Source organism: Burkholderia sp. AU19243 (assembly GCF_018148075.1).
Taxonomy (GTDB): Bacteria; Pseudomonadota; Gammaproteobacteria; order Burkholderiales; family Burkholderiaceae; genus Burkholderia; species Burkholderia latens_A.
In genome coordinates, this window is sequence record NZ_JAGSTV010000006.1 from 78,912 (window position 1) to 99,325 (window position 20,414).

At 67.1% G+C, this 20,414-nt stretch carries 18 protein-coding genes and 1 pseudogene; 7 read left to right on the plus strand and 12 right to left on the minus strand.

All coding sequences use genetic code 11. From position 1 onward, the window contains the following. Positions 1–497: 497 nt before the first annotated feature. From KDW55_RS13490 to KDW55_RS13510, 5 genes are all read right to left on the minus strand, one after another. Positions 498–1,400, minus strand: a complete 903-nt coding sequence (locus tag KDW55_RS13490) for a hypothetical protein (RefSeq protein ID WP_059544555.1) — start codon at positions 1,398–1,400, stop codon at positions 498–500. 94 nt (positions 1,401–1,494) lie between these two features. Continuing rightward, entirely contained in the window at positions 1,495–1,713 is a 219-nt protein-coding gene (locus tag KDW55_RS13495) for a hypothetical protein (RefSeq protein ID WP_006749916.1), read from the minus strand. 225 nt (positions 1,714–1,938) lie between these two features. After that, a complete protein-coding gene (locus KDW55_RS13500) occupies positions 1,939–2,589 on the minus strand; it encodes an NAD(P)H-dependent oxidoreductase (protein ID WP_040138668.1) in 651 nt (216 codons plus the stop codon). A gap of 338 nt (positions 2,590–2,927) precedes the next feature. Beyond that, positions 2,928–4,280, minus strand: coding sequence for a DUF3999 domain-containing protein (locus tag KDW55_RS13505; RefSeq protein WP_040138667.1), 1,353 nt, complete (start codon positions 4,278–4,280; stop codon positions 2,928–2,930). Beyond that, a complete protein-coding gene (locus tag KDW55_RS13510) occupies positions 4,277–7,282 on the minus strand; it encodes a DUF2339 domain-containing protein (protein WP_212197973.1) in 3,006 nt (1,001 codons plus the stop codon). The genes KDW55_RS13505 and KDW55_RS13510 overlap by 4 nt, the downstream gene beginning before the upstream one ends. Positions 7,283–7,758: 476 nt before the next feature. On the opposite strand from KDW55_RS13510, the pseudogene KDW55_RS13515 reads away from it, so the two are divergent. From KDW55_RS13515 to KDW55_RS13530, 4 genes and pseudogenes are all read left to right on the plus strand, one after another. After that, positions 7,759–9,051, plus strand: a pseudogene (locus KDW55_RS13515) (glycine betaine/L-proline ABC transporter ATP-binding protein); the annotation flags it as partial. After that, a complete protein-coding gene (choW, locus tag KDW55_RS13520; protein WP_040138664.1) occupies positions 9,044–9,940 on the plus strand; it encodes a choline ABC transporter permease subunit in 897 nt (298 codons plus the stop codon). The pseudogene KDW55_RS13515 and the gene choW, both read left to right, overlap by 8 nt. A gap of 118 nt (positions 9,941–10,058) precedes the next feature. Then, the gene (locus tag KDW55_RS13525; RefSeq protein WP_040138663.1) at positions 10,059–11,060 is read left to right on the plus strand and encodes a GlxA family transcriptional regulator; all 1,002 of its coding nucleotides are present in this window, start codon (positions 10,059–10,061) and stop codon (positions 11,058–11,060) included. A 110-nt stretch (positions 11,061–11,170) separates the two neighbouring features. Beyond that, positions 11,171–12,118 (plus strand): choline ABC transporter substrate-binding protein, encoded by a 948-nt coding sequence (locus KDW55_RS13530; protein ID WP_040138662.1) that lies wholly within the window; start codon positions 11,171–11,173, stop codon positions 12,116–12,118. Between the two features lie 148 nt (positions 12,119–12,266). On the opposite strand, the gene KDW55_RS13535 is transcribed toward KDW55_RS13530, so the two are convergent. From KDW55_RS13535 to KDW55_RS13545, 3 genes are all read right to left on the minus strand, one after another. Further along, positions 12,267–13,421 carry a sialidase gene (locus KDW55_RS13535; RefSeq protein ID WP_069243317.1) on the minus strand — a complete coding sequence of 385 codons (1,155 nt, stop codon included), beginning with the start codon at positions 13,419–13,421 and terminating at the stop codon, positions 12,267–12,269. Positions 13,422–13,475: 54 nt separating this feature from the next. Beyond that, entirely contained in the window at positions 13,476–13,745 is a 270-nt protein-coding gene (locus KDW55_RS13540) for a MoaD/ThiS family protein (protein ID WP_212148445.1), read from the minus strand. A 150-nt stretch (positions 13,746–13,895) separates the two neighbouring features. Then, complete coding sequence (locus KDW55_RS13545) at positions 13,896–14,294, minus strand: nuclear transport factor 2 family protein (protein WP_059544546.1); 399 nt, start codon at positions 14,292–14,294, stop codon at positions 13,896–13,898. Between the two features lie 77 nt (positions 14,295–14,371). Here KDW55_RS13545 and KDW55_RS13550 point away from each other — a divergent pair, with 77 nt between their 5' ends. Beyond that, a complete protein-coding gene (locus KDW55_RS13550) occupies positions 14,372–15,313 on the plus strand; it encodes a LysR substrate-binding domain-containing protein (protein ID WP_212160412.1) in 942 nt (313 codons plus the stop codon). A gap of 26 nt (positions 15,314–15,339) precedes the next feature. Here KDW55_RS13550 and KDW55_RS13555 read toward each other — a convergent pair whose 3' ends face one another. Continuing rightward, positions 15,340–16,029, minus strand: coding sequence for an aspartyl/asparaginyl beta-hydroxylase domain-containing protein (locus KDW55_RS13555; protein WP_212160410.1), 690 nt, complete (start codon positions 16,027–16,029; stop codon positions 15,340–15,342). Positions 16,030–16,233: 204 nt separating this feature from the next. Here KDW55_RS13555 and KDW55_RS13560 point away from each other — a divergent pair, with 204 nt between their 5' ends. Further along, entirely contained in the window at positions 16,234–16,578 is a 345-nt protein-coding gene (locus tag KDW55_RS13560) for a DUF4148 domain-containing protein (RefSeq protein WP_212160408.1), read from the plus strand. 72 nt (positions 16,579–16,650) lie between these two features. Beyond that, on the plus strand, positions 16,651–16,911 hold the full coding sequence (locus tag KDW55_RS13565) for a DUF4148 domain-containing protein (RefSeq protein ID WP_069243573.1): 261 nt from the start codon (positions 16,651–16,653) through the stop codon (positions 16,909–16,911). A gap of 184 nt (positions 16,912–17,095) precedes the next feature. On the opposite strand, the gene denD is transcribed toward KDW55_RS13565, so the two are convergent. The 3 genes from denD to KDW55_RS13580 all read right to left on the minus strand — a co-directional run bounded on the left by denD (position 17,096) and on the right by KDW55_RS13580 (position 20,265). Beyond that, positions 17,096–18,067, minus strand: a complete 972-nt coding sequence (denD, locus tag KDW55_RS13570; RefSeq protein ID WP_212197974.1) for a D-erythronate dehydrogenase — start codon at positions 18,065–18,067, stop codon at positions 17,096–17,098. 28 nt (positions 18,068–18,095) lie between these two features. Next, positions 18,096–18,872 (minus strand): 2-oxo-tetronate isomerase, encoded by a 777-nt coding sequence (gene otnI, locus KDW55_RS13575; RefSeq protein ID WP_069243314.1) that lies wholly within the window; start codon positions 18,870–18,872, stop codon positions 18,096–18,098. A 67-nt stretch (positions 18,873–18,939) separates the two neighbouring features. Next, positions 18,940–20,265: an MFS transporter gene (locus KDW55_RS13580; RefSeq protein ID WP_040138654.1), complete on the minus strand. Its 1,326-nt coding sequence runs from the start codon at positions 20,263–20,265 to the stop codon at positions 18,940–18,942. Positions 20,266–20,414 lie beyond the last annotated feature (149 nt).

The window sequence follows — 20,414 nt, forward strand, 5'->3', positions numbered from 1 at the left end:
ATTCGGCTATCGAATAGCGCGCAAAGGCGGCATTCATATGCGGGTTCAGGTTCGGCGATGAGCCGAGGCCTCTGTGGCGCCTGGCGCGGGCGGCCCGCATGCGCGGCCATTGCGGCGGCGACCGACTTTCGCAATCGTTTGCATGTGAAGCGGAAGGTCGGTGTTACGGGGGGACGTAGGGGAATGTCGGATCCGCTCCACGCCGACGACGCTGTCCGGCTCGGGCGCGGATGCAGTCCGCCGGAGCCGGGAACGGACGTGCAACGTGCGATGCGCGTGCAGTCGTGCCCGGCGGGCCGCTGCACCCTTGCAACGTCGGCGCCGGCCGAGTCAATCTGCGGCGGTAAGATTTGCGGCGGGCGCGCGTATCGATTCGATGGACGGGCGCGGATGACGGCAGGGGCGAAACCCGCTCCCGCCGCCCAGTTCCGGCACCGAAGCAGACCGCCGCGCGCGATTGGCATTCGCGCCTCGGCCCGCTACGGGCCGCCGCAGCGCTACTTCCGCATGAAGCGCAGCGCGAGGCGCGCCATGCGTGGTACGAACATCGGACGCAGCAACCGTTTGTCGTAGCCGGCCATACGGCGCTCGTTCTCGACGAGGCACAACTCGATCAGCTCGCGCGGGTTAAGCGATTCGCCGATGTCCGCCGTGCTCGTCGCCGGGAAGTTCGCGTCGCGGGCGACGCCGTCGGCGTCGATGCCGCGCGCGATGCTGACGCGCTCGCGAATCAGGAACGCCCACACGGCCGCGACGCGTGCGAAGAACCACGGCCGACGCCACCACGGCAGGTTGCGCCAGTACCACGCATACCAGTTCACGAAAAACAGGATGTGGCGACCTTCCTCCTGGATCACGGGTTCGAAGGTATCGACGAGTTCGGTCGGGAAATAGCCGGAGCGCTGCGCGGAACGGAACAGGCCGAATGCGAAGAAGCTGTCGATGCATTCGCTGAAGCCGGTCACCATCCACGCCCATTCGGGATCCTTCGGCGCCGGATAGGGCGGTTCGGGGGCGAGATCGATCCCGTATGCCTCGACGAGCTTCGACAGCACGACCTTGTGCCGGGCCTCCTCGCCGCCGTCCATCTCGAGCGCGCGGCGCAGCAGCGGATCGTCGACGGTGGCCGCGAACGTGGCAACGCGGATCGACGCGCGGCCTTCCGTTTGCACGGCAATGTCCCAGATCGGCAGCGACGTGAGCCGCTTGAGTTCGTCGGGCTTGAGCGGCGGCCAATCGATGACGGCCGGCTTGTACGGGTTGTGCGTGTCGAGCAGCATGCGGCAGAACATTTGCCTGTGCGCATCGGAACCGATCCGGATTGGGCCCGGATGCTCGAAGGTCCAGTTGCGCATTGCGTGATCTGCCGCCGCATGTTCGTGCTGCAGCGTGTCGGACATGGCTGTTGTTATGCGATTACGAGACGAAAGATTCTTGCATAGCTTCCGTAATCGCGCATTTTCGTGCGGCCGTCCGCGCCGCCGCGCGCGGCGTTTACGCTTGCGTATCGACCCACAGGCGTCCCCAGCGGGACGCATACGCGAGCGCGTGTTCCTCTTCGAAGAAGAAGTCGATGGCGTCGAACGACACGGCGCGCGGCGACGGGCCGCCGCTTGCCTTCTCGATCGTCAGGTTCGCGGCGAACAGCCCATTCGGCAGCCGGGCGGCGGCGGGGGCGACTTCGTAGCCCTTGTAGCGGATCGTGCGGTTCATGGCGGGCACATAGCAAGTACGGGCTTTCAGCGTACGAAAACCCGCGGTCCGCGTGAACCAATCTTTCGGCCAATGCAAATCACGTGGCGAGCCGAATTGTTATCGGGCGGGAAACCGGGATGCGTGCGGGTGTCGGGGCAGTGCGCGCCGGCCGGAGGGCCGGATGCGCGCCGCCAGCACGCGGCGAGCGTCGCCGGCCGGGTGCGGGCGGTGCAAAGGCGGGCGTTACTGATTGGCGATCTTCAGCACGGGCGCGAGCGCATCGACCGATGCGGCGTGCGTGGCCGCACGATGCGATGCGAACGCGAGCGCGAATTCGGCCGCCTGCGCGCCGACGGTCTCGAGCTGCGCGACGACTTTCGGGTCCGAGCAGCTGTCGGCACTGTCGAAGCGCGTTTCGAGCGTATTCACGGTGGCGCCGAACGGCGTCGGCCAGCCGCGCAAAGCATGCACGATCGAACGCAGCGACGTAAGCACGGTGCCCGCGGCCTGCCAGCCGTACGCGGTGACGATCAGGCCGACCGCGCGGCCGTCGAGATACGGGCGCTCGTCGGCGCGCAGTTCCTCGAGCGTGTCGAGTGCGTTCTTCACGAGACCTGAAACGCCGCCGTGATAACCGGGCGTCGCAATGATGATTGCGTCGGCTTCGCGCACGGTGTCGATCAGTTCGCGCTGCGAGTCGGTCAGCGTTTTATGCTCGGGGGCGTAGTGCGGCAGCGTATGCAGGAACGGGCCGTCGAACAGGCGCGTGCGTGCGCCGGCGGCCTGTGCGCCGCGCAGCGCGAACGAAAGCGCGCGCTCGGTCGACGACGCGGCCCGGGTGGTGCCGCCGATGCCGACCACGAACGGGCGGCGGTGTTGATCGAATGCAGTCAAGGGGCGCTCCTTGGGGTGGCTTGCCCGGCTAAGCACAGGCTTAAAACCAGATGGTAACGACCCCGCCGCCACTGTGAAAACGACTTTTCGTTCTATCGATATGCGCTGCATGCGGGGCGAGTGTACGCGCGGCGAAGCAGATGAATAGCAGAAAAGCTTGGTTGGGGCGGCGCGCCGGGCTCGATAAGATGGGCCTGTCTCCTCCATGATGTCTCTACTGACATGGGTTGGCCCCGCCACGCGGATGCAGGCGGGGCTTTTTTTCGTCCTGCGCCGGCGAAGCGGGGCGCGATGCTCGGACGCGCGCCACGCAGCGGCCGCTGCACGATCGGGATACCCTATTCGTCGCGCTTGCGTGTGCCGGTGCCGCCGCGCGCGACGCGCAATGCGATCGTGCCGAGCACACCGACCGCCACCACAAGCGCGCCCCACAGCACGTAGCGGCGTGTCGCATCCGCATCGTTGAGCAAATCCGGCTGCATCGGCGATGCCGGCAACGCGTCGCCGACGCGCGCGGGCCGCACTTCCGGCGCCATCCCGACCAGCAGCGCGTCGCGACTCACGGCCGACGACGACAGCGACGCATTGCCGACGCCGAGCGTGAACGGCGCCGTGCCGCGCGCGACGAAGGTCAGCGCGGCAGGATGCCAGCCAACCGCGACGGCCGGCTGGCCGCCGCCGAAGCCGCCGTTGCGCATGTCGACGACGATCCGCCACGCGCGATCGCTGTCCGGCGCGAACGCCAGCGGCGCGTTGCGCTGCTCGCCGCCGTTGCCCTGCAGCCGGAACAGCACCGCGCCGGCGACGTCGCGCCACGGCGTCTGCGCGTCGGCGCGGCTCTGCAGCGTTGCGCGCGCAACCGTGTTTGGCTGCGGCAGGTCGATGCGCACCCGATCGACGGGATATGCACCGTCGGTGTCGAACAGATACTCGCCGGGTGCGCCGCCTGCCCGCACGCGCACGGCGTCGCGCCATTGGCGCGGCACCGCCGCGGTGTCGGCCGTGCGCGCATCGCGCGGCTGCGTTTCGATGTCGATCGACTCGATCGCGGGTACACCGTCGAGCCAGCCGAGCCGTACGTAGCGCGGCACCGTGCCTTCGAGCGCGATGCGCTCCTGCACCAGCATGTCGTTGCCGCGCCCGACTTTGAGCAGTTGCGTGGTGCCGAGTGCGCGCCAGCTGCGCAGGTCGTCGCTCGCTTCGACGGCGACGCGCCCTTGATAGCTGGCGTCGCTCACGTGCACGAGCAGCGCGCCGACTTCGCCGTCCGCATGCGACAGGTCGACGAGATCGGCCGCGTGCTTCGCGTGCAGCGGCGCGGTGGCGGCCGCGCGCAGCGAACCGTCCGGTGCGACCGACACGCCGAGCGGCGCATGACCGTCGTCGGTGCGCGGCGGCGGCAGCGGAAACCAGTGCGCGGGCATGCGCGACGGCGGCACGGCGGCCGCTGCCGGTGCGTCGAGCGAATACGGGACGGGCTCGCCTGCGGCGTTGAAGATGCGCACGTCGCCGAGATCGCTGCGCCGGCTGGCTGCATACACGGCTTGCGGCACGGTGAGCTGGTAATACGCGGCGCTGCCGTCGAGGTCGAGTGCGAAGCGTCGTGCGACGCGTTCGGCGCCGGGTGTGCCGCCCGCTGCCGCGAACGACGTCAGCAGGCTCAAACCGAGCAGGGCTGCGAATCGTTTCATGGTCGGGTGCCGTTCCGGGGGGCCGCGGCCTTTGGCGGCAGCGGCGAGAAATAGCCGATCAACAGCAGCAGCACACCGATGCCGATGAACGACACGATGCGTTCGATGCCGGTGACGTGCGACAGGTCGAACAGGAACAGTTTGATCACGGTGAGCGCGAGCAGTGCCGCGCCGACGAACCACAGAGGACGCAAGCCGCGACGCGTGGCCCAGATCGTCGTCGCAAGCGCGCAGAGCGTCCAGTAGACGGAAACGGACGCCTGCACGAGCGTCGATGCCGCCATCGCTTCGACTGTATACGGCACGCCCGTCCAGTGATGCAGCGTGCGCAGCAGCAGCGCGTTGAACCACAGGAAAGCGATCGCGAGCACCGCAAGCCCGGACGCGAGCGGATGTATGTTGACGTCGAGCGTCTTCACGCGGCGCAGCCAGGCGGCGAACGCGACGAAGATCAGCAACTGCGCGACATCGAGCGGGTTGAGCAGCGGCAACCATAACAGCGGCGACGCATCGCCGTCGCTTGCGGTGCTGGCGATGCTCCACAGCCACAACAGCGCGGCGAGCGGCGCGGCGCCCCATAACTGATACGCACGCGGGAATGCCGCGACCGGCCAGCGCAGGCGCGAGCCGGGGCCGGACACCAGCAGAAGCAGCGCGCCGAAGCCGTAGGCCCACGCGCTCCAGCTCCATGCGCCTTCAGGCACGAACGCGCGCAGGCGCCAGAACCCTTCGAGCGAGCACAGGCCGCACAACGTCCAGAACATCAGCGTGTGCAGCGGCGCGATGACCGGCGTCGGGATGGATGTTACGGCCGACGTGGCTGATGTGGCTGATGTGCCGGCGCCGGCCGTCGCCGACCCGGCGCCGCCCGCCGCCGACCCGGCGGCCGCTGCGCCGCGCGACTGACGCAGCAGCAGCGCATAGCATGCAATGACGGCGGCCGGCCATGCGAATGCGCCGATGCCGGACAGCGGCGGTTGATGCGAATCGAACGCACGCAATGCGAGCAACGCGAGCACCGGCGTCAGCGCGAGCGCCGGCCATTCGGCGATCGGCCATGCGAGCTTGCGGCGTGCGACGTGCGCGAGCCACGCGGTGGCCGCGGCGAACAGCGCGGTTGCATCGACGACGAAGCGGTCCGCATGCAGGTCGACGTGGCGGCTCGCATAGACGAGGATCTCGTGCAGCCCGCCGCTCAGCCACCACAGCAGCCCCCACGCAGCGGCGGCTATGCCGAGGTCCGGCATCCACGGATGCCACGCGCGCGCCTCCCCGCGCCCGTGCAGCCACCAGCCGGTAAATAACCCGGCGAGTGCGATCAGCAGCATCGCGATGTATCCACTGTTGAGCACCGGCAGCGCGTTCGTATCGGCCGGCCCGAGCAGGCTCGTGAAGAACGCGCCGGCCGCGGCGAGCTGCATCGCAAGGCCGAAGCCGAACGCCAGCACGCGTTTCTGGCGCACGCCCAGCCACACGACGGCCGCGCCTTCGATGGCCCACGCGGCGCTCGTTGTCGGCCCCGAGAATGCGAGCGGCACCGCGAGCGTCGCGAAGATCGCCGCGAGCGCGAGCATCGATTCGAACAGCAGCCCGAGCCGATCGCGGCGCCTCGAAAGCCATGCGGCCACCGCCACGTAAAACGCCGACAGTGCGACCGCGCTCCACGCGAGCGCGAACGGCATGTCCTTCACGAGGGATGCCTGAAGCGCAGTCGCGACGATCGGCGTGCCGAACACGAGCGTGCCGTCCACGTAGTGGCGCAGCGCCAGCTCGCGCTTGATCGCGTACAGCAGCGCGATGCCGGCATACATCAGGAAGAACAGGATCAGGAACGGCTCGGTGGTGGCGAACAGCTCGGGGCGATAAGCGGTCACGCCCCATGCCGAGCCGATCGTGAACGTGAACACGAACCCGAGCAGGTTCAGCGGCCGCCACGCCTTGAACCATGCGATCGCGAAGATGCCGGCGTTCAGCAGCGCGTAATAGCTGAACAGTGCGATGTGGCTGCCGTGCCCGGTCGACAGCAGTACGGGCGCGAGAAAGCCGCCGGCACTTCCCATGAACGCGAGCGGCAGCGCATTCTGCTTCACCGCGAGAAACGCGCTCAGCGCGCATACCGCAACCATCAGCGGGAACGCGGCGCCGACTGGCAGCAGCGCGTAGAGCTTGGTCGCGGCGAAGATCGTCAGGTACAGGATGCCGACTCCGCCGCCTTGCAGCACGAGGCCGTACGCGGCGCGGCGCGCGCGCACGCGCCAGCCGATCGCGAGCAGCGCCCCCGCGGCGAGTGCTGTGCCGGCCAGGCGGAATTCGATCGGCAGCATGTCGTTGTCGGCCGCGTACTTGAGCAGGAACGCGACGCCGAAGAACAGCACGATGACGCCGACGCGCACCACCGTGTTGCCGCCGAGCAGCCAGTCGCGCGCCGCCTGTAGTGCGCGTTCGACGATGCCTGGCTCGCGCGGCTGCGCGGTAGCAGGATGTTCTGTCGTTGCACGTGCATCGATCTCTGCTGCGGCAGTGACAGCGGCGGTGGCGGCGGCCGGCCCTTCGCTCGCGCGCGCGGCAAACGGTTGCGTCGGCGCAGGCGTCGATATCGACGATGCCGTGCCGGCACTGGCGGCGGCCGGCTGCGCGACGGGGAACGGTGGCGTGGCAGCGGGCGTTGTTGACGGCGCGGGCGCGGCGCCGCTTGCTGCCGTCGCTGTAACCTGCGTGCCGGCGAGCTGCGTGCGCAGCATGTCGAGCTCGCGTGTAAGCGCATCGACGGTCGTTTCGAGGCGCGCGACGCGCTCCGCAAGCGGCACGGGCGGGGGCGCCGGCGGCATCGCCGAGGTGCCGGTCGCCGCGCCGCCGCTCTCGCGATTGCGCTGTTGCAGCACGCGGCCGATGGCGAACCCGAGCGCCGCGCCGAGCAGCATGCCGCTGGCGGCCGGGAAATCCCCGAACAATGCGGCGATACCGCCCACGATGAAACCGATTGCGGCAAAGGCCCAATTCATCGCCTAGCTTCCTCTCTCATTTCGTTATCGTCCTTCGATCGTCGCGCGGCCGATCGAGGCTGTATCGGCAAGGCCGGCAGGCGAACCGGCGTCCGTGTATCGCCGGCACGCCGCGGCGCGCAAAGGTGCGCGGCGAGGTCGCAACCGGTGTGGCTGCCGGCAATGTATCACAGCGCCCATGCGGGATTTTCTGGGTTGCCGGCGCGGTCGAAAACATGACTCGCGCGCGTTCGTGGTGCATGTTTTCGTACGACCATTCGCTTTGTGCGCTCGACGCAGCCGGCTCAGTCCGATCGGACGTGAAATTGTCGCAAAGCGACGCGCGCCCGCTGGCGATTGTCGCAAAACGACCGCGCATTCGTGTCGCGCTGCTTCGCACAACGCCGGCGGGCGATGCCCGTCGTTGTTGGGCGCGCGCGTACTGCATTGCCGCAATCAGGTGCGCTCGGGCGCAGCGCCCCGCCTGGCGCGGCTGTCGGGCGTGTCGTATTTGCGCAAGCGTTTGTCGTAATTCGTCGGCAGGTCGGGGTTTTTTCTGGCAACTATGTAGGCACGCTAGGAACACGCGTGAGTCCCCGCTACACGAGGAGAAGGTTTCGATGGATGCCCCCAAGGTCGTGGTCGAAGGTCTGTGCAAGGTGTTTGGAAGCAACCCGCAACAGGCGCTCGACATGCTCGCCGCCGGTGCGACGAAAGACGATGTGCTCAAGCGTACCGGCCAGGTGGTCGGCGTGCACAACGTGTCGTTCAATGTGCAGGAAGGCGAAATATTCGTGCTGATGGGCCTGTCCGGCTCCGGCAAATCCACATTGATCCGCCTCGTGAACCGGCTGGTCGATCCAAGCGCCGGCAAGGTGCTGATCGACGGGCTCGACGTCGCATCGGCCCGCCGCTCGGCGCTGACCGCGCTGCGCCGCAAGGACATGAGCATGGTGTTCCAGTCGTTCGCGCTGATGCCGCATCGCACCGTGGTGTCCAACGCCGCGTTCGGCCTCGAAGTTGCGGGCGTCGGCAAGAAGGAGCGCGAGCGCCGCGCGATGGAAGTGCTGGAACAGGTCGGTCTCGCACCGTTCTGCCACAAGCTGCCGTCCGAGCTGTCCGGCGGGATGCAGCAGCGCGTCGGCCTTGCCCGCGCGCTTGCCGTGAACCCGTCGCTGATGATCATGGACGAGGCATTCTCCGCGCTCGATCCGCTCAAGCGCCGCGAAATGCAGGATGTGCTGCTGCAACTGCAGAAGGAACAGCGCCGCACGATCATGTTCGTGTCGCACGACCTCGAAGAGGCACTGCGCATCGGCAACCGCATCGCGATCATGGAGGGCGGCCGCCTCGTGCAGGTCGGCACGCCGCAGGACATCATCGCAAACCCGACCGACGATTACGTGCGCGCATTCTTCGACGGCATCGACACGAGCCGCTACCTGACGGCTGGGGACCTGATGCAGACGGGCGCCGTGCCGGTCGTGTCGAAGTGCGATGCCGCGCACGTCGCGGCGACGCTGAACGGCAGCGCCGAATACGCATTCGTGCTCGACGCCCAGCGCAAGATCCGCGGCTTCGTCACGCGTGAGGCGATCGGCCAGGACACGCCGTCCGTGCGGCCGATCGAAAGCATTCGCCGCGACGCGTCGCTCGAACACGTCGTCGCGCGCGTCGTCGCGAGTCCGAATGCACTGCCCGTCGTCGACGACGACGGCTGCTACTGCGGCTCGGTCGACCGTGCACTCATCCTGAAGGCCATCACGCGTTCGCGAGGCTCCCATGTCTGAAATGATTCCGCTCGGCAGCTGGGTCGACCAGTCCGTTCATTACCTGCTCGACCATGACGCGGCGACGTTCGATGCGATCGGCCGCGCGATCGAAGGGCTTGCCGCATTCGTCGAGCACAGCCTGCAGGCGGTTCCGATGTGGCTGATGATGGCCGTCTTCATCGGCGTGGGTTTGTGGCGCGTGGGCTGGCGCTTCGCGCTGTTTACCACACTGTCGTTGCTGCTGATCTTCGCGACGGGCTTCTGGGATCAGACGGTCATCACGCTCGGCCTCACGCTGTCGTCGACGATCATCAGCCTCGTGCTCGGCATTCCGCTCGGCATCTGGGCCGCGAAGAGCAAGTGGGTCGCCGCGATCGTGCGTCCGATTCTCGACCTGATGCAGACGATGCCCGCATTCGTCTACCTGATTCCGGCTGCGATGCTGTTCGGTCTCGGCCGCGTGCCGGGGATCCTGTCGACGGTGATCTTCGCGATGCCGCCGGCCGTGCGGCTGACGAGCCTCGGCATCCGGCACGTGAATCGCGAGATCGTCGAGGCCGGCCAGGCATTCGGCTGCACGCCGTGGCAGTTGCTGTACAAGGTGCAGTTCCCGAACGCGCTGCCGTCGATCATGCAGGGCGTGAACCAGACGATCATGATGGCGCTGTCGATGGTGATCATCGCGTCGATGGTCGGCGCCGGCGGCCTCGGCAACGACGTGCTCGCGAGCATCCAGCGCCTCGACATCGGTCTTGGCTTCGAAAGCGGTCTGTCGGTCGTGCTGCTCGCGATCATTCTCGACCGCATCACCGAGAGCTTCGGCCGCGCGCCGGGCACCGTGAAAGCACCGCTGTTCTCGGGCCTGAAGCAGCTGTTCCGCGCGAAGGGCGCGCCCGTTCAAGCCTGATTCACCGGCGGCCGGCGCGTCTGCCGGCCGCCTTCCCGATTCGACTCCGGCCCTCCGCTGCATATGCCGCGGGGGCTGGCATCCTGCAACCTGCTCAACCGTTCGTCAGGAGCCCGATGTGACGTCCGCCGCCGCCGCCGCCGTGCCCGCCGCTTGCGTTTCACCGGTTTCGTCGCTTGCCCATTTCGGTTTCCTCACGCTGCCGAACTTTTCGATGATCGCGTTCTCGAGCGCCGTCGAAGTGCTTCGGATGGCGAACTACGTCGGACGTGCGGACCATTACCGCTGGTCGATCTATTCGCTCGACGGTGCGCCGGTCCATGCGAGCAATGGAATCGCCGTGCGGCCGACCCAGGCGCTCGACTACACGAACCTGCCCGACGTGATGATCGTGTGCGGCGGAATCCGCATCCGCGACGTCGTCGACGACCGTGCGCGCGACACGCTCGCGGCGCTCGCCGAACGCGGGTTGCCGCTCGGCGGCATCTGTACCGGCGCGTACGCGTTGATGTCCGGCGGGCTGCTCGACGGCTATCGCTGCACCGTCCACTGGGAAAACCTGTCCGCGCTGCATGCGGAATTTCCGCAGGTCGGGTTTGCCGACGAGCTGTTCGTCGTCGATCGCGACCGCCTCACGTGCACCGGCGGAACCGCGCCGCTCGACCTGATGCTCAACCTCGTCGGGATGCGCTTCGGCCAGCAGCTGGCCGCGCAGGTGTCCGAACAGTTCATCCTCGAGCGCATCCGCAGCTCGACCGACACGCAGCCGATTCCGGTCGATGCACGCGTCGGATTCTCGCGCGCGGAGCTGATCGAGGTCGTGCGGCTGATGGAGGCGAACATCGAGGAACCGCTGTCGCTGGAGGAACTCGCGCGGCTCGTGCGGCTGTCGCAGCGGCACCTGCAGCGGATGTTCAAGGTGTACCTGAACGTTTCGCCGACGCACTATTACCTGACCCTGCGGTTGAAACGCGCGCGCGATTTGCTGCGCACGACCGATGCGTCGATCGCACGCGTGACGACGACGTGCGGCTTCCATTCGCCGTGTCACTTCAGCAAGGCGTATCGCGCGCAGTTCGGTCACGCGCCGAGCTACGAGCGCCGGCTGCCGGGGCGCTGATGCGACCGGCGCGAACCACTTGCGCCGCGACGCCGCCGGGATCGCGGCGCGCGGTTTCAATCATCGATCCCGCACCCATGAAAAACGACGTCACTTTGAGGAGAAGACAGATGAAGCGCCTATTGATCGCAGCGGTATGCGGGATCGGAATTGCCGCGCCGACGTCGGCCGTATATGCGGCCGATCCGCCCGTGTGCAAGAACGTGCGCTTCGCGGACGTCGGCTGGACCGACATCGCGGCCACCACCGGCCTCGCGGCCACGATGCTGCAGGGGCTTGGCTATACGCCGACGAAGACGATCGCGTCGGTGCCGATCACGTTCGCCGGCATCAAGAGCAAGCAGATCGACGTGTTCCTCGGCTACTGGTCGCCGACGATGGACCCGATCATTCAGCCGTTCACGAAGGCCGGCACGATCAAGGTGCTTGCCACGCCAAACCTGACCGGCGCGAAATACACGCTCGCGGTGCCCGACTACGTGTACCAGGGCGGCTTGAAGTCGTTCGCCGATATCCAGAAGTACGCGGACAAGCTCAACGGCAAGATCTACGGGATCGAGCCGGGTAACGACGGCAATGCGCTGATCAAGAAGATGATCGACGGCAACCAGTTCGGTCTCGGCAAGTTCAAGCTGGTCGAATCGAGCGAAGCCGGGATGCTCGTCGAGGTGAATCGCGCGATTCGCGACAAGCAGTGGATCGTGTTCCTCGGGTGGGAACCGCATCCGATGAACGTGCAGATGAAGATCGACTACTTGAGCGGCGGCGACGACGTGTTCGGCCCGAACTACGGCGAAGCGAAGGTGCTGACGGCCACGCCGCCCGACTATGCGCAGCGCTGCCCGAACGTCGCGAAGTTCGTGTCGAATCTGCAGTTCACGACGTCGATCGAGAACCACGTGATGGTGCCGATCATGAACAAGGAAGACCCGAACAAGGCCGCTGCCGCGTGGCTGAAGGCGAACCCGCAATCGCTCGACAAGTGGCTGGCCGGCGTGACGACGATCGACGGCAAGCCGGGCCTGCCGGCGGTGAAGGCGTATCTCGGCGTGCATTGATCGACGCGCGCGGGCTTGCCGGACGTCGCCGGCAAGCCCGGGTCGATATCGCGCCGCCGGTGGCAGGGCAGACGTCCTGCTGCCGGCGGCTTTGTCATTTTCTGCGCGCAGCGCGGCGCGCTTTGCGTCGTTCCACGTTCGCCGAGCGTCACCCGAAGCGTACGCAATACACGGGCGGCAAATGTGCGGAAATCTGCCGCCAGTGGTCGCCGCCATCCTCGGACGTCCATAGTCCACCCGTCGTCGACGCCATCGCGACACGCGTGCCCGAGTCGTCCACCGCGAGCCCGTGCCGGTACACGAGGTCGTAGGCGGGCGCCGGCGGCAAGCCGTTCGACAGGATCTCGAAACTGCGCCCGCCGTCGCGCGTGCGCGTGACGACCAACCGGCCGTTCACCGGAATCCGGCACGCATCCTTCACGGCCGGCACGAACCACGCGGTGTCGGGATCGCGCGGATGGACGGCCACCGCGAAGCCGAAGCTCGACGGCTGCGCTTCGATCCGTTGCCAATGCGCGCCGCCGTCGGTCGAGCGGAAGATCGCGCAGTGATGCTGGGTCCACAGCACGTCCGGGTTGGCCGCGCACTGGACGACGCGATGCGGATCCTGCACGTTGGGCTCGCCGCGCCGCTCGGGCGGCATGTAGTCGGCCTCCATGCCGTCTGCGCTGACGCGCCACGTCGCGCCGCCATCGACGGTCTGCCACACGCCGCCGCACGAGATGCCGATCGTCACGTGCCTGCTGTCGCGCGGATCCACCATCACCGAATGGATGCCCGGCGCGTCGTAGCCGCCGCCGAACCACTCCAGCCGCTCCGGACGGTCCCACAGCGCGCGGTCGAGCACCCACGAATCGCCGCCGTCGCCGGAGCGGAACAGCCCGCCCGGGATCGTGCCGGCCCACAATACGCCGGGCTCGTCGGCGCCGCCGGTTTCGAGCGACCAGATCTGCTGGAGTGTCCACGGCGGGCGCGGCGGCGCGGGCGCTTCGTCCGCGGCGTCGGCGTCGCCCGTGCGCGCATGTGCGCCGGTGTCGGCCCGCGGCGGCTCGGCGGGCTGCGGCGGATAGACGGGCACCGCGCATTCTTCCCATTCTGCCGCGCCGGCGCGACGACGATGCAGCTTCACGCCGAAATGGCCGAGATTGAGCGCCGCATACAGCGTGCCGTCGCGCGGGTCGGCCAGCGCCATGCTGACGGGTTCGCCGATGAAGTCGGGTTCGCCGAGCGACCAGCCGCCATTACCGTCGGCGTGAAGCACGAACAGGCCCTTGCGGGTCGCGACGAGCAGTCGATCGTTCATGTCGGGTGTCTCCTGGGGCGCGATCGGGCGCTGGCTACGGTGCGGATACGCGAGTTACCCGCCGGACAATGCCTGCACGACGTACACGCGGCTCTCCGTACCGAGCGGATCCGACAGATGTTGCCGGTCGCGCGCCGGCTGGCCGTCGATGAACACCGACAGGTGCTTTCGCAGCGCGCCCTGGTCGTCGACGATATAGCCGCGCAGCCGCGGCTGTTCGCCGAACACGGATTCGAGCGCTTCGCCGAGCGTGCGCGCGTCGACGTCGCGCTCGGGCGTGTCGATGTGCCGCTGGATCGATGCCGCGAAGAAGATGTGGGCCATGTCAGTGGCTGGCAGGAGCCGCGCGGAGCCGGAATCGTCTGTAGTGTAGGCGATCGATCGGGCCGATGGCGGCACAGTCGTACGCGTCAGTCGCTGGCGAGGTTGCTGCGGCGCGCCATTGCCCGGGGCGTCCGGGCGCGCGCCGCCGCGTCATGCATACTTGTCGCCGACCGTACTGCGGATCGGATACGTGTCGTAGACGATGATCATGCGCTCGATGCGCGCGTCCTCTGCGAATTCGAATACGTCGACGCACTCGAACCGCACGGCGGAGCCGTCTTTCAGTCCCCAGTCGTAGACGAAATAGCCGGTGGCCCGGCGTGCGCCCGTCGTGCTGACGCAGATGTCGATCGGCGTGATCCGGCTTTGTCCCGATGCGGCCACGACCTTGTCGAAGAACGGCTGCGGCGACATCCATCCGAGGAATGGCGAAAATATCTGCGCGTCCGGCGTGAACAATGCACAGATCTCGGCTGCATCGCCGCGTTCGAGCGTTTTCAGGTAGGTATCGACCTGCCGCGTGTATAGTGCGCTGGACGATTCGACCATGGTATTTCTCCGCTGAGTGTTGAAGGGCCATCGCGACCGCGGTCGCGATGCGGTCCAACCACGATAGCGATGCAGCGATGACCGAACAAACGAAAAATCCGCAATCCGGGTATGCCGGACGCGCATATCCGCTCGCGGACCTCACCCGCGCGCTGCCGCCGCTGACGGCGTTCCAGGTCTTTGTCGCTGCCGCCGAACTTGGCAGTTTCAATCGCGCAGCCGAACATCTGTGCCGGACGCAAGGCGCGGTGAGCCGGCAGGTGCAGCAGCTCGAAGCGCATTACCGGTGCGCATTGTTCGTGCGCCATCCGTCGGGGCTCACGCTGACCGCCGAAGGCACCGCATTGCTGGCAGTCGCCGTCGACGTGCTCGCGCAACTGGCGCGACACGCGCATGCCCACGCGCACGCTGCGTCGACGCTTACGTTGCGCTTGCCGTCGACGTTCGCGATTCGCTGGCTGCTGCCGCGGCTGGCGGCGCTCAATCATGCGTTGCCGCGCACCGAGCTGCGCATTCACACATCGGCCGACGACACGCCGGATTTCACCGACGCCGGTTTCGACGCGATCGTCGTGCGCGGCAGCGGACACTGGACGGGCATCGTGGCGGTGCCGCTGTTCGACGAATGCCTGACGCCGCTGTGCACGCGCGAGACCGGCGCGTCGTTGAAGTCCGCCGCCGATCTTGCACGGGCGACGCTGCTGCATCCGGCGGGCAACCGCGACGAATGGCGATGCTGGTTGAACGCCGTCGGCGCGGTGCAGGTCGACCCAGCTACCGGGCTGGTGTTCGATACGCTCGAACTGACGCTGACGGCCGCGGCACAGGGGCATGGCGTTGCGATAGGCGATCCGCGCATGGCGGCGGACCGGCTCGCGGCCGGAACGCTGGTTGCGCCGTTTCCGGAGGTGGTGCGCAATGGTCTCGGCTACTACCTCGTCTATCCGGCGCAGCGTGCCGCGCAACCGGCGATTCAGGCGCTTGCGGACGTACTGACGCGGCTCGCGCGCGAGGACTGAATGCGCAGCGCGCGTGTGCCGGCCCGCTAGACCGGAATCGACTGCCCGCGCACGCGAATCCCGAGCCGCACGATGCCGATCACAGCGTCCGACAGCCACGTGAGCACGCGCGGCATTCCGCGCCGGCGGATATCGAGCAGCAGCACGATCCGCACTTCGTCGCTGTCGTTCCAGACCTCGTGCACGAACGTGTCGTCCCACAGCAGGAAACGGCCTTCTTCGAGCCGATATTCGCGGCCGTCGACCTTGAGCACGGCAGCCGGCGTGCCATCTGCGCGCTTCGGCATCGACAGCACCAGATAGCCGCGCAGAATGCCGCGGAACGGCCCGCGATGCGGCGGGATGTACTTGCCCGGCGCAAGGAACGACAGCGACGCGGACAGCACGTCCGGCGACGCCGCGACGATTGCTGCGACGGTCGGGCAGCGCGACAGGTTGCGCGGAAACGGCTGTCCGTAAGCCTGCATGATGAACATTCGCCAGTCGCGCGCATCGTTGGCCGAGATGTCGCGCTGCTCGCGCATGATCTCGTGAAAGCGCGGGATGCGCGGCAGATCGCGCGCGACGTCGAGCGCTTCTGCGCGAATGGCCGGCCACGCGCGAACGAAACGTTCGGCGTCGGGGAATGCGGCCGTATCGAGTACGGCGCCGCTGTCGATATGGCGGTCGTACAGCCTGCGAAGCAGGCCGGCTGCATAGTCGTATACGACGGACATGGTCGGTGAGCGGTCCACAAGGTGTCGTCAGTCTGCCCCACGCAAGGTGGGGCCTGCGTTACGTCAGGTTACGCCGGCTGACGAAAGAATGACAGCACGCGGAAATCCGGCGCATGCAGCGCGCGACTGCGGGAATAAACACCCATCGGGCGTCGTCATACGGGATGTAGCACGTCGTCTCGTTGACTTCCGAAGGAGCTGAGCATGAATACGTATTGGCTGGTGGCCGCCACGGTGGCGGCAATTTCCGTCGCGAGTGTCGCGACGCCCGCGTCGGCACAGGCGCTGACGCGCGCGCAGGTCAGGCAGAAATTGATCGACGCCGAAAACGACGGGTTGCGCTTCGTGACCGACACGTCATACCCGGCGGTGAGCCCGATGTTCGAGCGGCAAGCCGCGCAAATGCCGCAACGGCAGGCGGAGACTGCGCTCGGCAGCGCGCCGGCCGCGACGACCGATGCGGGCAAGCCGGCAATGCCCGCGCCGAGTGCGCGCACGGCAGCATGCGTGGGTCCCGAGAGCTTCTGCACGCTGTACTTCGGAAGCTGAGCGGGCGGCACGCTTCGCCGTATTCTCGTCTTCACCTCGTTTGATCAGCAAGGAAAACTGCAGGAGCCGATGATGAAAACTTGTATCGCACTACTGATCGTGGCCGGCGCGTGTGCCGCTCAAGCGTCGTTCGCGCAATCGAATACGCCGCTGACGCGCGCGCAGGTTCGTGAAGAGTTGATGCGTCTGGAGGCGGCCGGGTACGACCCGTCGAAAGGCGACGACGGCGAATATCCGGCGGACATTCAGGCGGCACAAGCGCGGGTGGCCGCGAACGAGCATGCACGAATGGCGGCGTCTGCCGCTGGCGCGCCGGTCCCGCTCGGAAACTAGATGGCGATGTGCCCGTACATGCTTGCCGGTCGCCCAGCATCCGGACCCGCTCGGGCGCGCATGTCGCGGCGCGCACCCGTGGACACTACCGCGCCGTGCGTCGGCGGCGCGGCGCGCGCGTGGCGTCATGCGGGCTGCATGCGCCCTTCGCGCCGCGTGCCGCGCCGGCCGATGGGCGCGGCCGTCAATGCCGTTCGTCGGCGATGTAGCTGCGAATCACGTCTACGAACGACGTATCGCCCTTCAGTCCGAGCGCTTCCGCGCGCGTCGTGTCCCAGCGGCCCGGCCAGCTGCCGACGATCTTCTCGATGCGTTCGTCCGGCGCATGGCGGATCAGTTTCACGACGTCGTTGCCGGCGACTTCGCGCAGCGCGTCGATCATTTCATCGACCGACACCGACAGGCCCGGCAGGTTGATCGCACGCTTGTTGCCAAGCCGCGCGCCGTCGAGCTCGCACCCGGCGACGAGCGCTTCGATCGCGCCGCGCGGCGACAGCAGCCACAACCGGGTCGAGCCTGGCACCGGGCACACGCTTTCCTCGCCGTTCAGCGGCTCGCGGATGATGCCGCTCGCGAACGACGACGCTGCCGCGTTCGGGCGGCCTGGCCGCACGCTGATGGTCGGCAGCCGCAGCACGCGGCCGTCGACGAAGCCGCGGCGCGCGTAGTCGCACAGCAGCAGTTCGGCGATCGCCTTCTCGGCGCCGTACGACGATTGCGGGTTCAGTTCGGTGTCGTCCTGCACGACGTCGGGCAGCGCGCCGCCGTAGACGGCTACCGAGCTCGTGAACACGACGCGCGGCTTGTGGCCGCGCGCGCGGCACACTTCGAGCAGCGTGCGCGACGCATCGAGATTGATCCGCATGCCGAGATCGAAATCGGCTTCGGCCTGGCCGCTGACGATTGCCGCGAGGTGGAAGATCGCGCCCGTCTGCGTGTCGATCGCACGCTCGAGCACCGCGCGGTCTGCGATGTCACCGACGATGGACGTCACGCGTGCATCGCCGAAGTCGCTGCCCTGGACGACATCGAGCAGCACCAGCTCATCGATCTTGCCGGTCCGGCCGTCGGGGCCGGTCAGTTCTCCGCGCTCGAGCAGCTTGCGCGCGAGACGCTGGCCGAGAAAGCCGGCGCCGCCGGTGATCAGTACTTTCATGTTCGTTGCCCTCGTTGAAATACTTGAATTACAGGTACGGCTTCAGCCAGCCCAGGCCTTCCGACGTGCCGGCCTTCGGCCGATATTCGCAGCCGATCCAGCCGTCGTAGCCGAGCGCGTCGATCAGCGCGAACAGATACGGGTAGTTCAGTTCGCCGACGTCCGGCTCGTGACGCTCGGGCACGCCGGCGATCTGGATGTGGCCGATGCCCGCGAAATCGCGCTTGAGCTTCATCGCGAGATCGCCCTCGACGATCTGACAGTGATAGCAGTCGAACTGCACCTTCAGGTTCGGCGCGCCGACTTCCGCACAGATGTCGTGCGCGTCGTCCTGGCGGCTCAGGAAATAGCCGGGCATGTCGCGCTGGTTGATCGGTTCGATCAGGACGGTGATACCGAATGCGGCTGCGGCCTGCGTCGCATGGCGCAGGTTCGCGACATAGGTGTCGCGATGGCGCGCGCGGTCCGCGCCCGGCAGCACCATCCCGGCCATCACGTGCAGCTTCTTGTTGCCGAGCACGCGTGCATAGTCGAGCGCCTGATCGATGCCGCGCCGGAATTCTTCCTCGCGGCCGGGCAGCGACGCAATTCCGCGTTCGCCTGCAGCCCAGTCGCCCGGCGGCGCATTGAACAGTGCCTGCTCGAGGTTGTGCGCATCGAGGCGTGCGCGGATATCGTCCGCGGCGAAGTCGTACGGGAACAGGTATTCGACGGCCTTGAAGCCGTCATGCGCGGCGGCGGCGAAGCGGTCGAGGAACGCGTGCTCGTTGTACATCATCGAGAGATTGGCGGCGAAGCGGGGCATGGCAGCAGGTCCTGTGAATGAATGAGCGGGGCGCTCGGCACCCCGCGTCGAATGGCAAATCGTCGGCTCAGCGGTTCACGAGTTTGGCCGGCGTGAGCCACACGGCGATCGCGCCGATCACGAGCATCCCGGCGAGCACGTACATGCCGGACGACGTGCTGTGCGTGAGGTCCTTCAGATAGCCGATCACGTACGGGCTCGCGAACCCGGCGAGGTTGCCGACCGAGTTGATGATCGCGATCCCGGCCGCCGCGGCGGAGCCGGCGAGAAACGCGGTCGGCAGCGACCAGAACAGCGGTGCGCAGGTCAGCACGCCGCCCGCCGCGAGCGACAGGAACACGATCGACACCGCCGTATTGTGCGAGTACGACGCGGCGACCGCAAACCCGATCGCACCCATCAGCGCGGGCACGATCAGGTGCCAGCGGCGTTCGCGACGTTTGTCCGCGCTGTGGCCGAACACGTTCATCACGACGATCGCGACGACGAACGGAATGGCGGACAGCAGACCGATCTGGAACGTATCGGTGATACCGGTCGACTTGACGAGCGTCGGCATCCAGAACGTGAGCCCGTACTGGCCGGTGACGAACGCGAAATAGATCAGCGACATCCACCACATGCGCGGGTCGGCGAACACGGCTTTCAGCGTGTGACCGTGCTTGTGCTGTTCCTGCGGCTGCGCGGCGATTTCATCCTCGAGCAGTTGCTTCTCGCGCTCGTCGAGCCACTTCGCGCTGCGGATGCCGTTGTCGAGATACAGGATCGTTGCAATGCCGATCAGCAGGGCCGGGACGGCCTCGATCACGAACATCCATTGCCAGCCGTGAAAGCCCGAGCCGCCGTGAAAGCGCTCCATGATCCAGCCCGACAGCGGATTGCCGAAAATGCCCGATACCGGAATCGCCGACATGAACACCGCGATGATTTTCGCGCGGCGATGCGACGGGAACCAGTACGTGAGGTACAGGATCACGCCCGGATAGAAGCCGGCTTCCGCGAGGCCCAGCAGGAAGCGCAGCACGTAGAACTGCGTCGGCGTCTTCACGAACGCGAACAGTGCGGACAGCAGCCCCCACGTAATCATGATCCGCGCGATCCAGATGCGCGCGCCGATGCGATGCATCAGCATGTTGCTCGGCAGCTCGAACAGGAAGTAGCCAAGGAAGAAGATGCCGGCGCCGAGGCCGAACACCGTTTCGCTGAACGCGAGATCCTGCGACATCTGCAGCTTCGCGAAGCCGACGTTCACGCGGTCGAGATACGCGACCACGTAGCAGAGCATCAGGAACGGCACGATGCGCCAGAAAACCTTCTTGTAGGTGCGGTCGAGTTCGCCCGCTTGGGCGGCCGCGGCGGTTGAGCGGCTTGCGGCCGCGTCGAGAGCAGTCATCGTTGTCTCCAATGATGTCGTGTGCCGGCGGCGCGTACGCCGCCGGATCGTGTGTGTGCTGACGGAAGGGCCCACGCACACGGCGGGCGAGATAATCGGTTGGTAGTCCTCTATGACGCGCAATGCACGATGCGTGCGATGTACGTTGG

Coding starts and splice junctions, on each gene's coding strand:
- denD (WP_212197974.1), bottom strand. CDS start 18,067: ATGAAAGTACTGATCACCGGCGGCGCCGGCTTTCTCGGCCAGCGTCTC.
- KDW55_RS13545 (WP_059544546.1), bottom strand. CDS start 14,294: ATGGTCGAATCGTCCAGCGCACTATACACGCGGCAGGTCGATACCTAC.
- KDW55_RS13580 (WP_040138654.1), bottom strand. CDS start 20,265: ATGACTGCTCTCGACGCGGCCGCAAGCCGCTCAACCGCCGCGGCCGCC.
- KDW55_RS13490 (WP_059544555.1), bottom strand. CDS start 1,400: ATGTCCGACACGCTGCAGCACGAACATGCGGCGGCAGATCACGCAATG.
- KDW55_RS13495 (WP_006749916.1), bottom strand. CDS start 1,713: ATGAACCGCACGATCCGCTACAAGGGCTACGAAGTCGCCCCCGCCGCC.
- KDW55_RS13540 (WP_212148445.1), bottom strand. CDS start 13,745: ATGGCCCACATCTTCTTCGCGGCATCGATCCAGCGGCACATCGACACG.
- KDW55_RS13530 (WP_040138662.1), top strand. CDS start 11,171: ATGAAGCGCCTATTGATCGCAGCGGTATGCGGGATCGGAATTGCCGCG.
- KDW55_RS13510 (WP_212197973.1), bottom strand. CDS start 7,282: ATGAATTGGGCCTTTGCCGCAATCGGTTTCATCGTGGGCGGTATCGCC.
- KDW55_RS13535 (WP_069243317.1), bottom strand. CDS start 13,421: ATGAACGATCGACTGCTCGTCGCGACCCGCAAGGGCCTGTTCGTGCTT.
- KDW55_RS13555 (WP_212160410.1), bottom strand. CDS start 16,029: ATGTCCGTCGTATACGACTATGCAGCCGGCCTGCTTCGCAGGCTGTAC.
- KDW55_RS13560 (WP_212160408.1), top strand. CDS start 16,234: ATGAATACGTATTGGCTGGTGGCCGCCACGGTGGCGGCAATTTCCGTC.
- otnI (WP_069243314.1), bottom strand. CDS start 18,872: ATGCCCCGCTTCGCCGCCAATCTCTCGATGATGTACAACGAGCACGCG.
- choW (WP_040138664.1), top strand. CDS start 9,044: ATGTCTGAAATGATTCCGCTCGGCAGCTGGGTCGACCAGTCCGTTCAT.
- KDW55_RS13550 (WP_212160412.1), top strand. CDS start 14,372: ATGACCGAACAAACGAAAAATCCGCAATCCGGGTATGCCGGACGCGCA.
- KDW55_RS13505 (WP_040138667.1), bottom strand. CDS start 4,280: ATGAAACGATTCGCAGCCCTGCTCGGTTTGAGCCTGCTGACGTCGTTC.
- KDW55_RS13565 (WP_069243573.1), top strand. CDS start 16,651: ATGAAAACTTGTATCGCACTACTGATCGTGGCCGGCGCGTGTGCCGCT.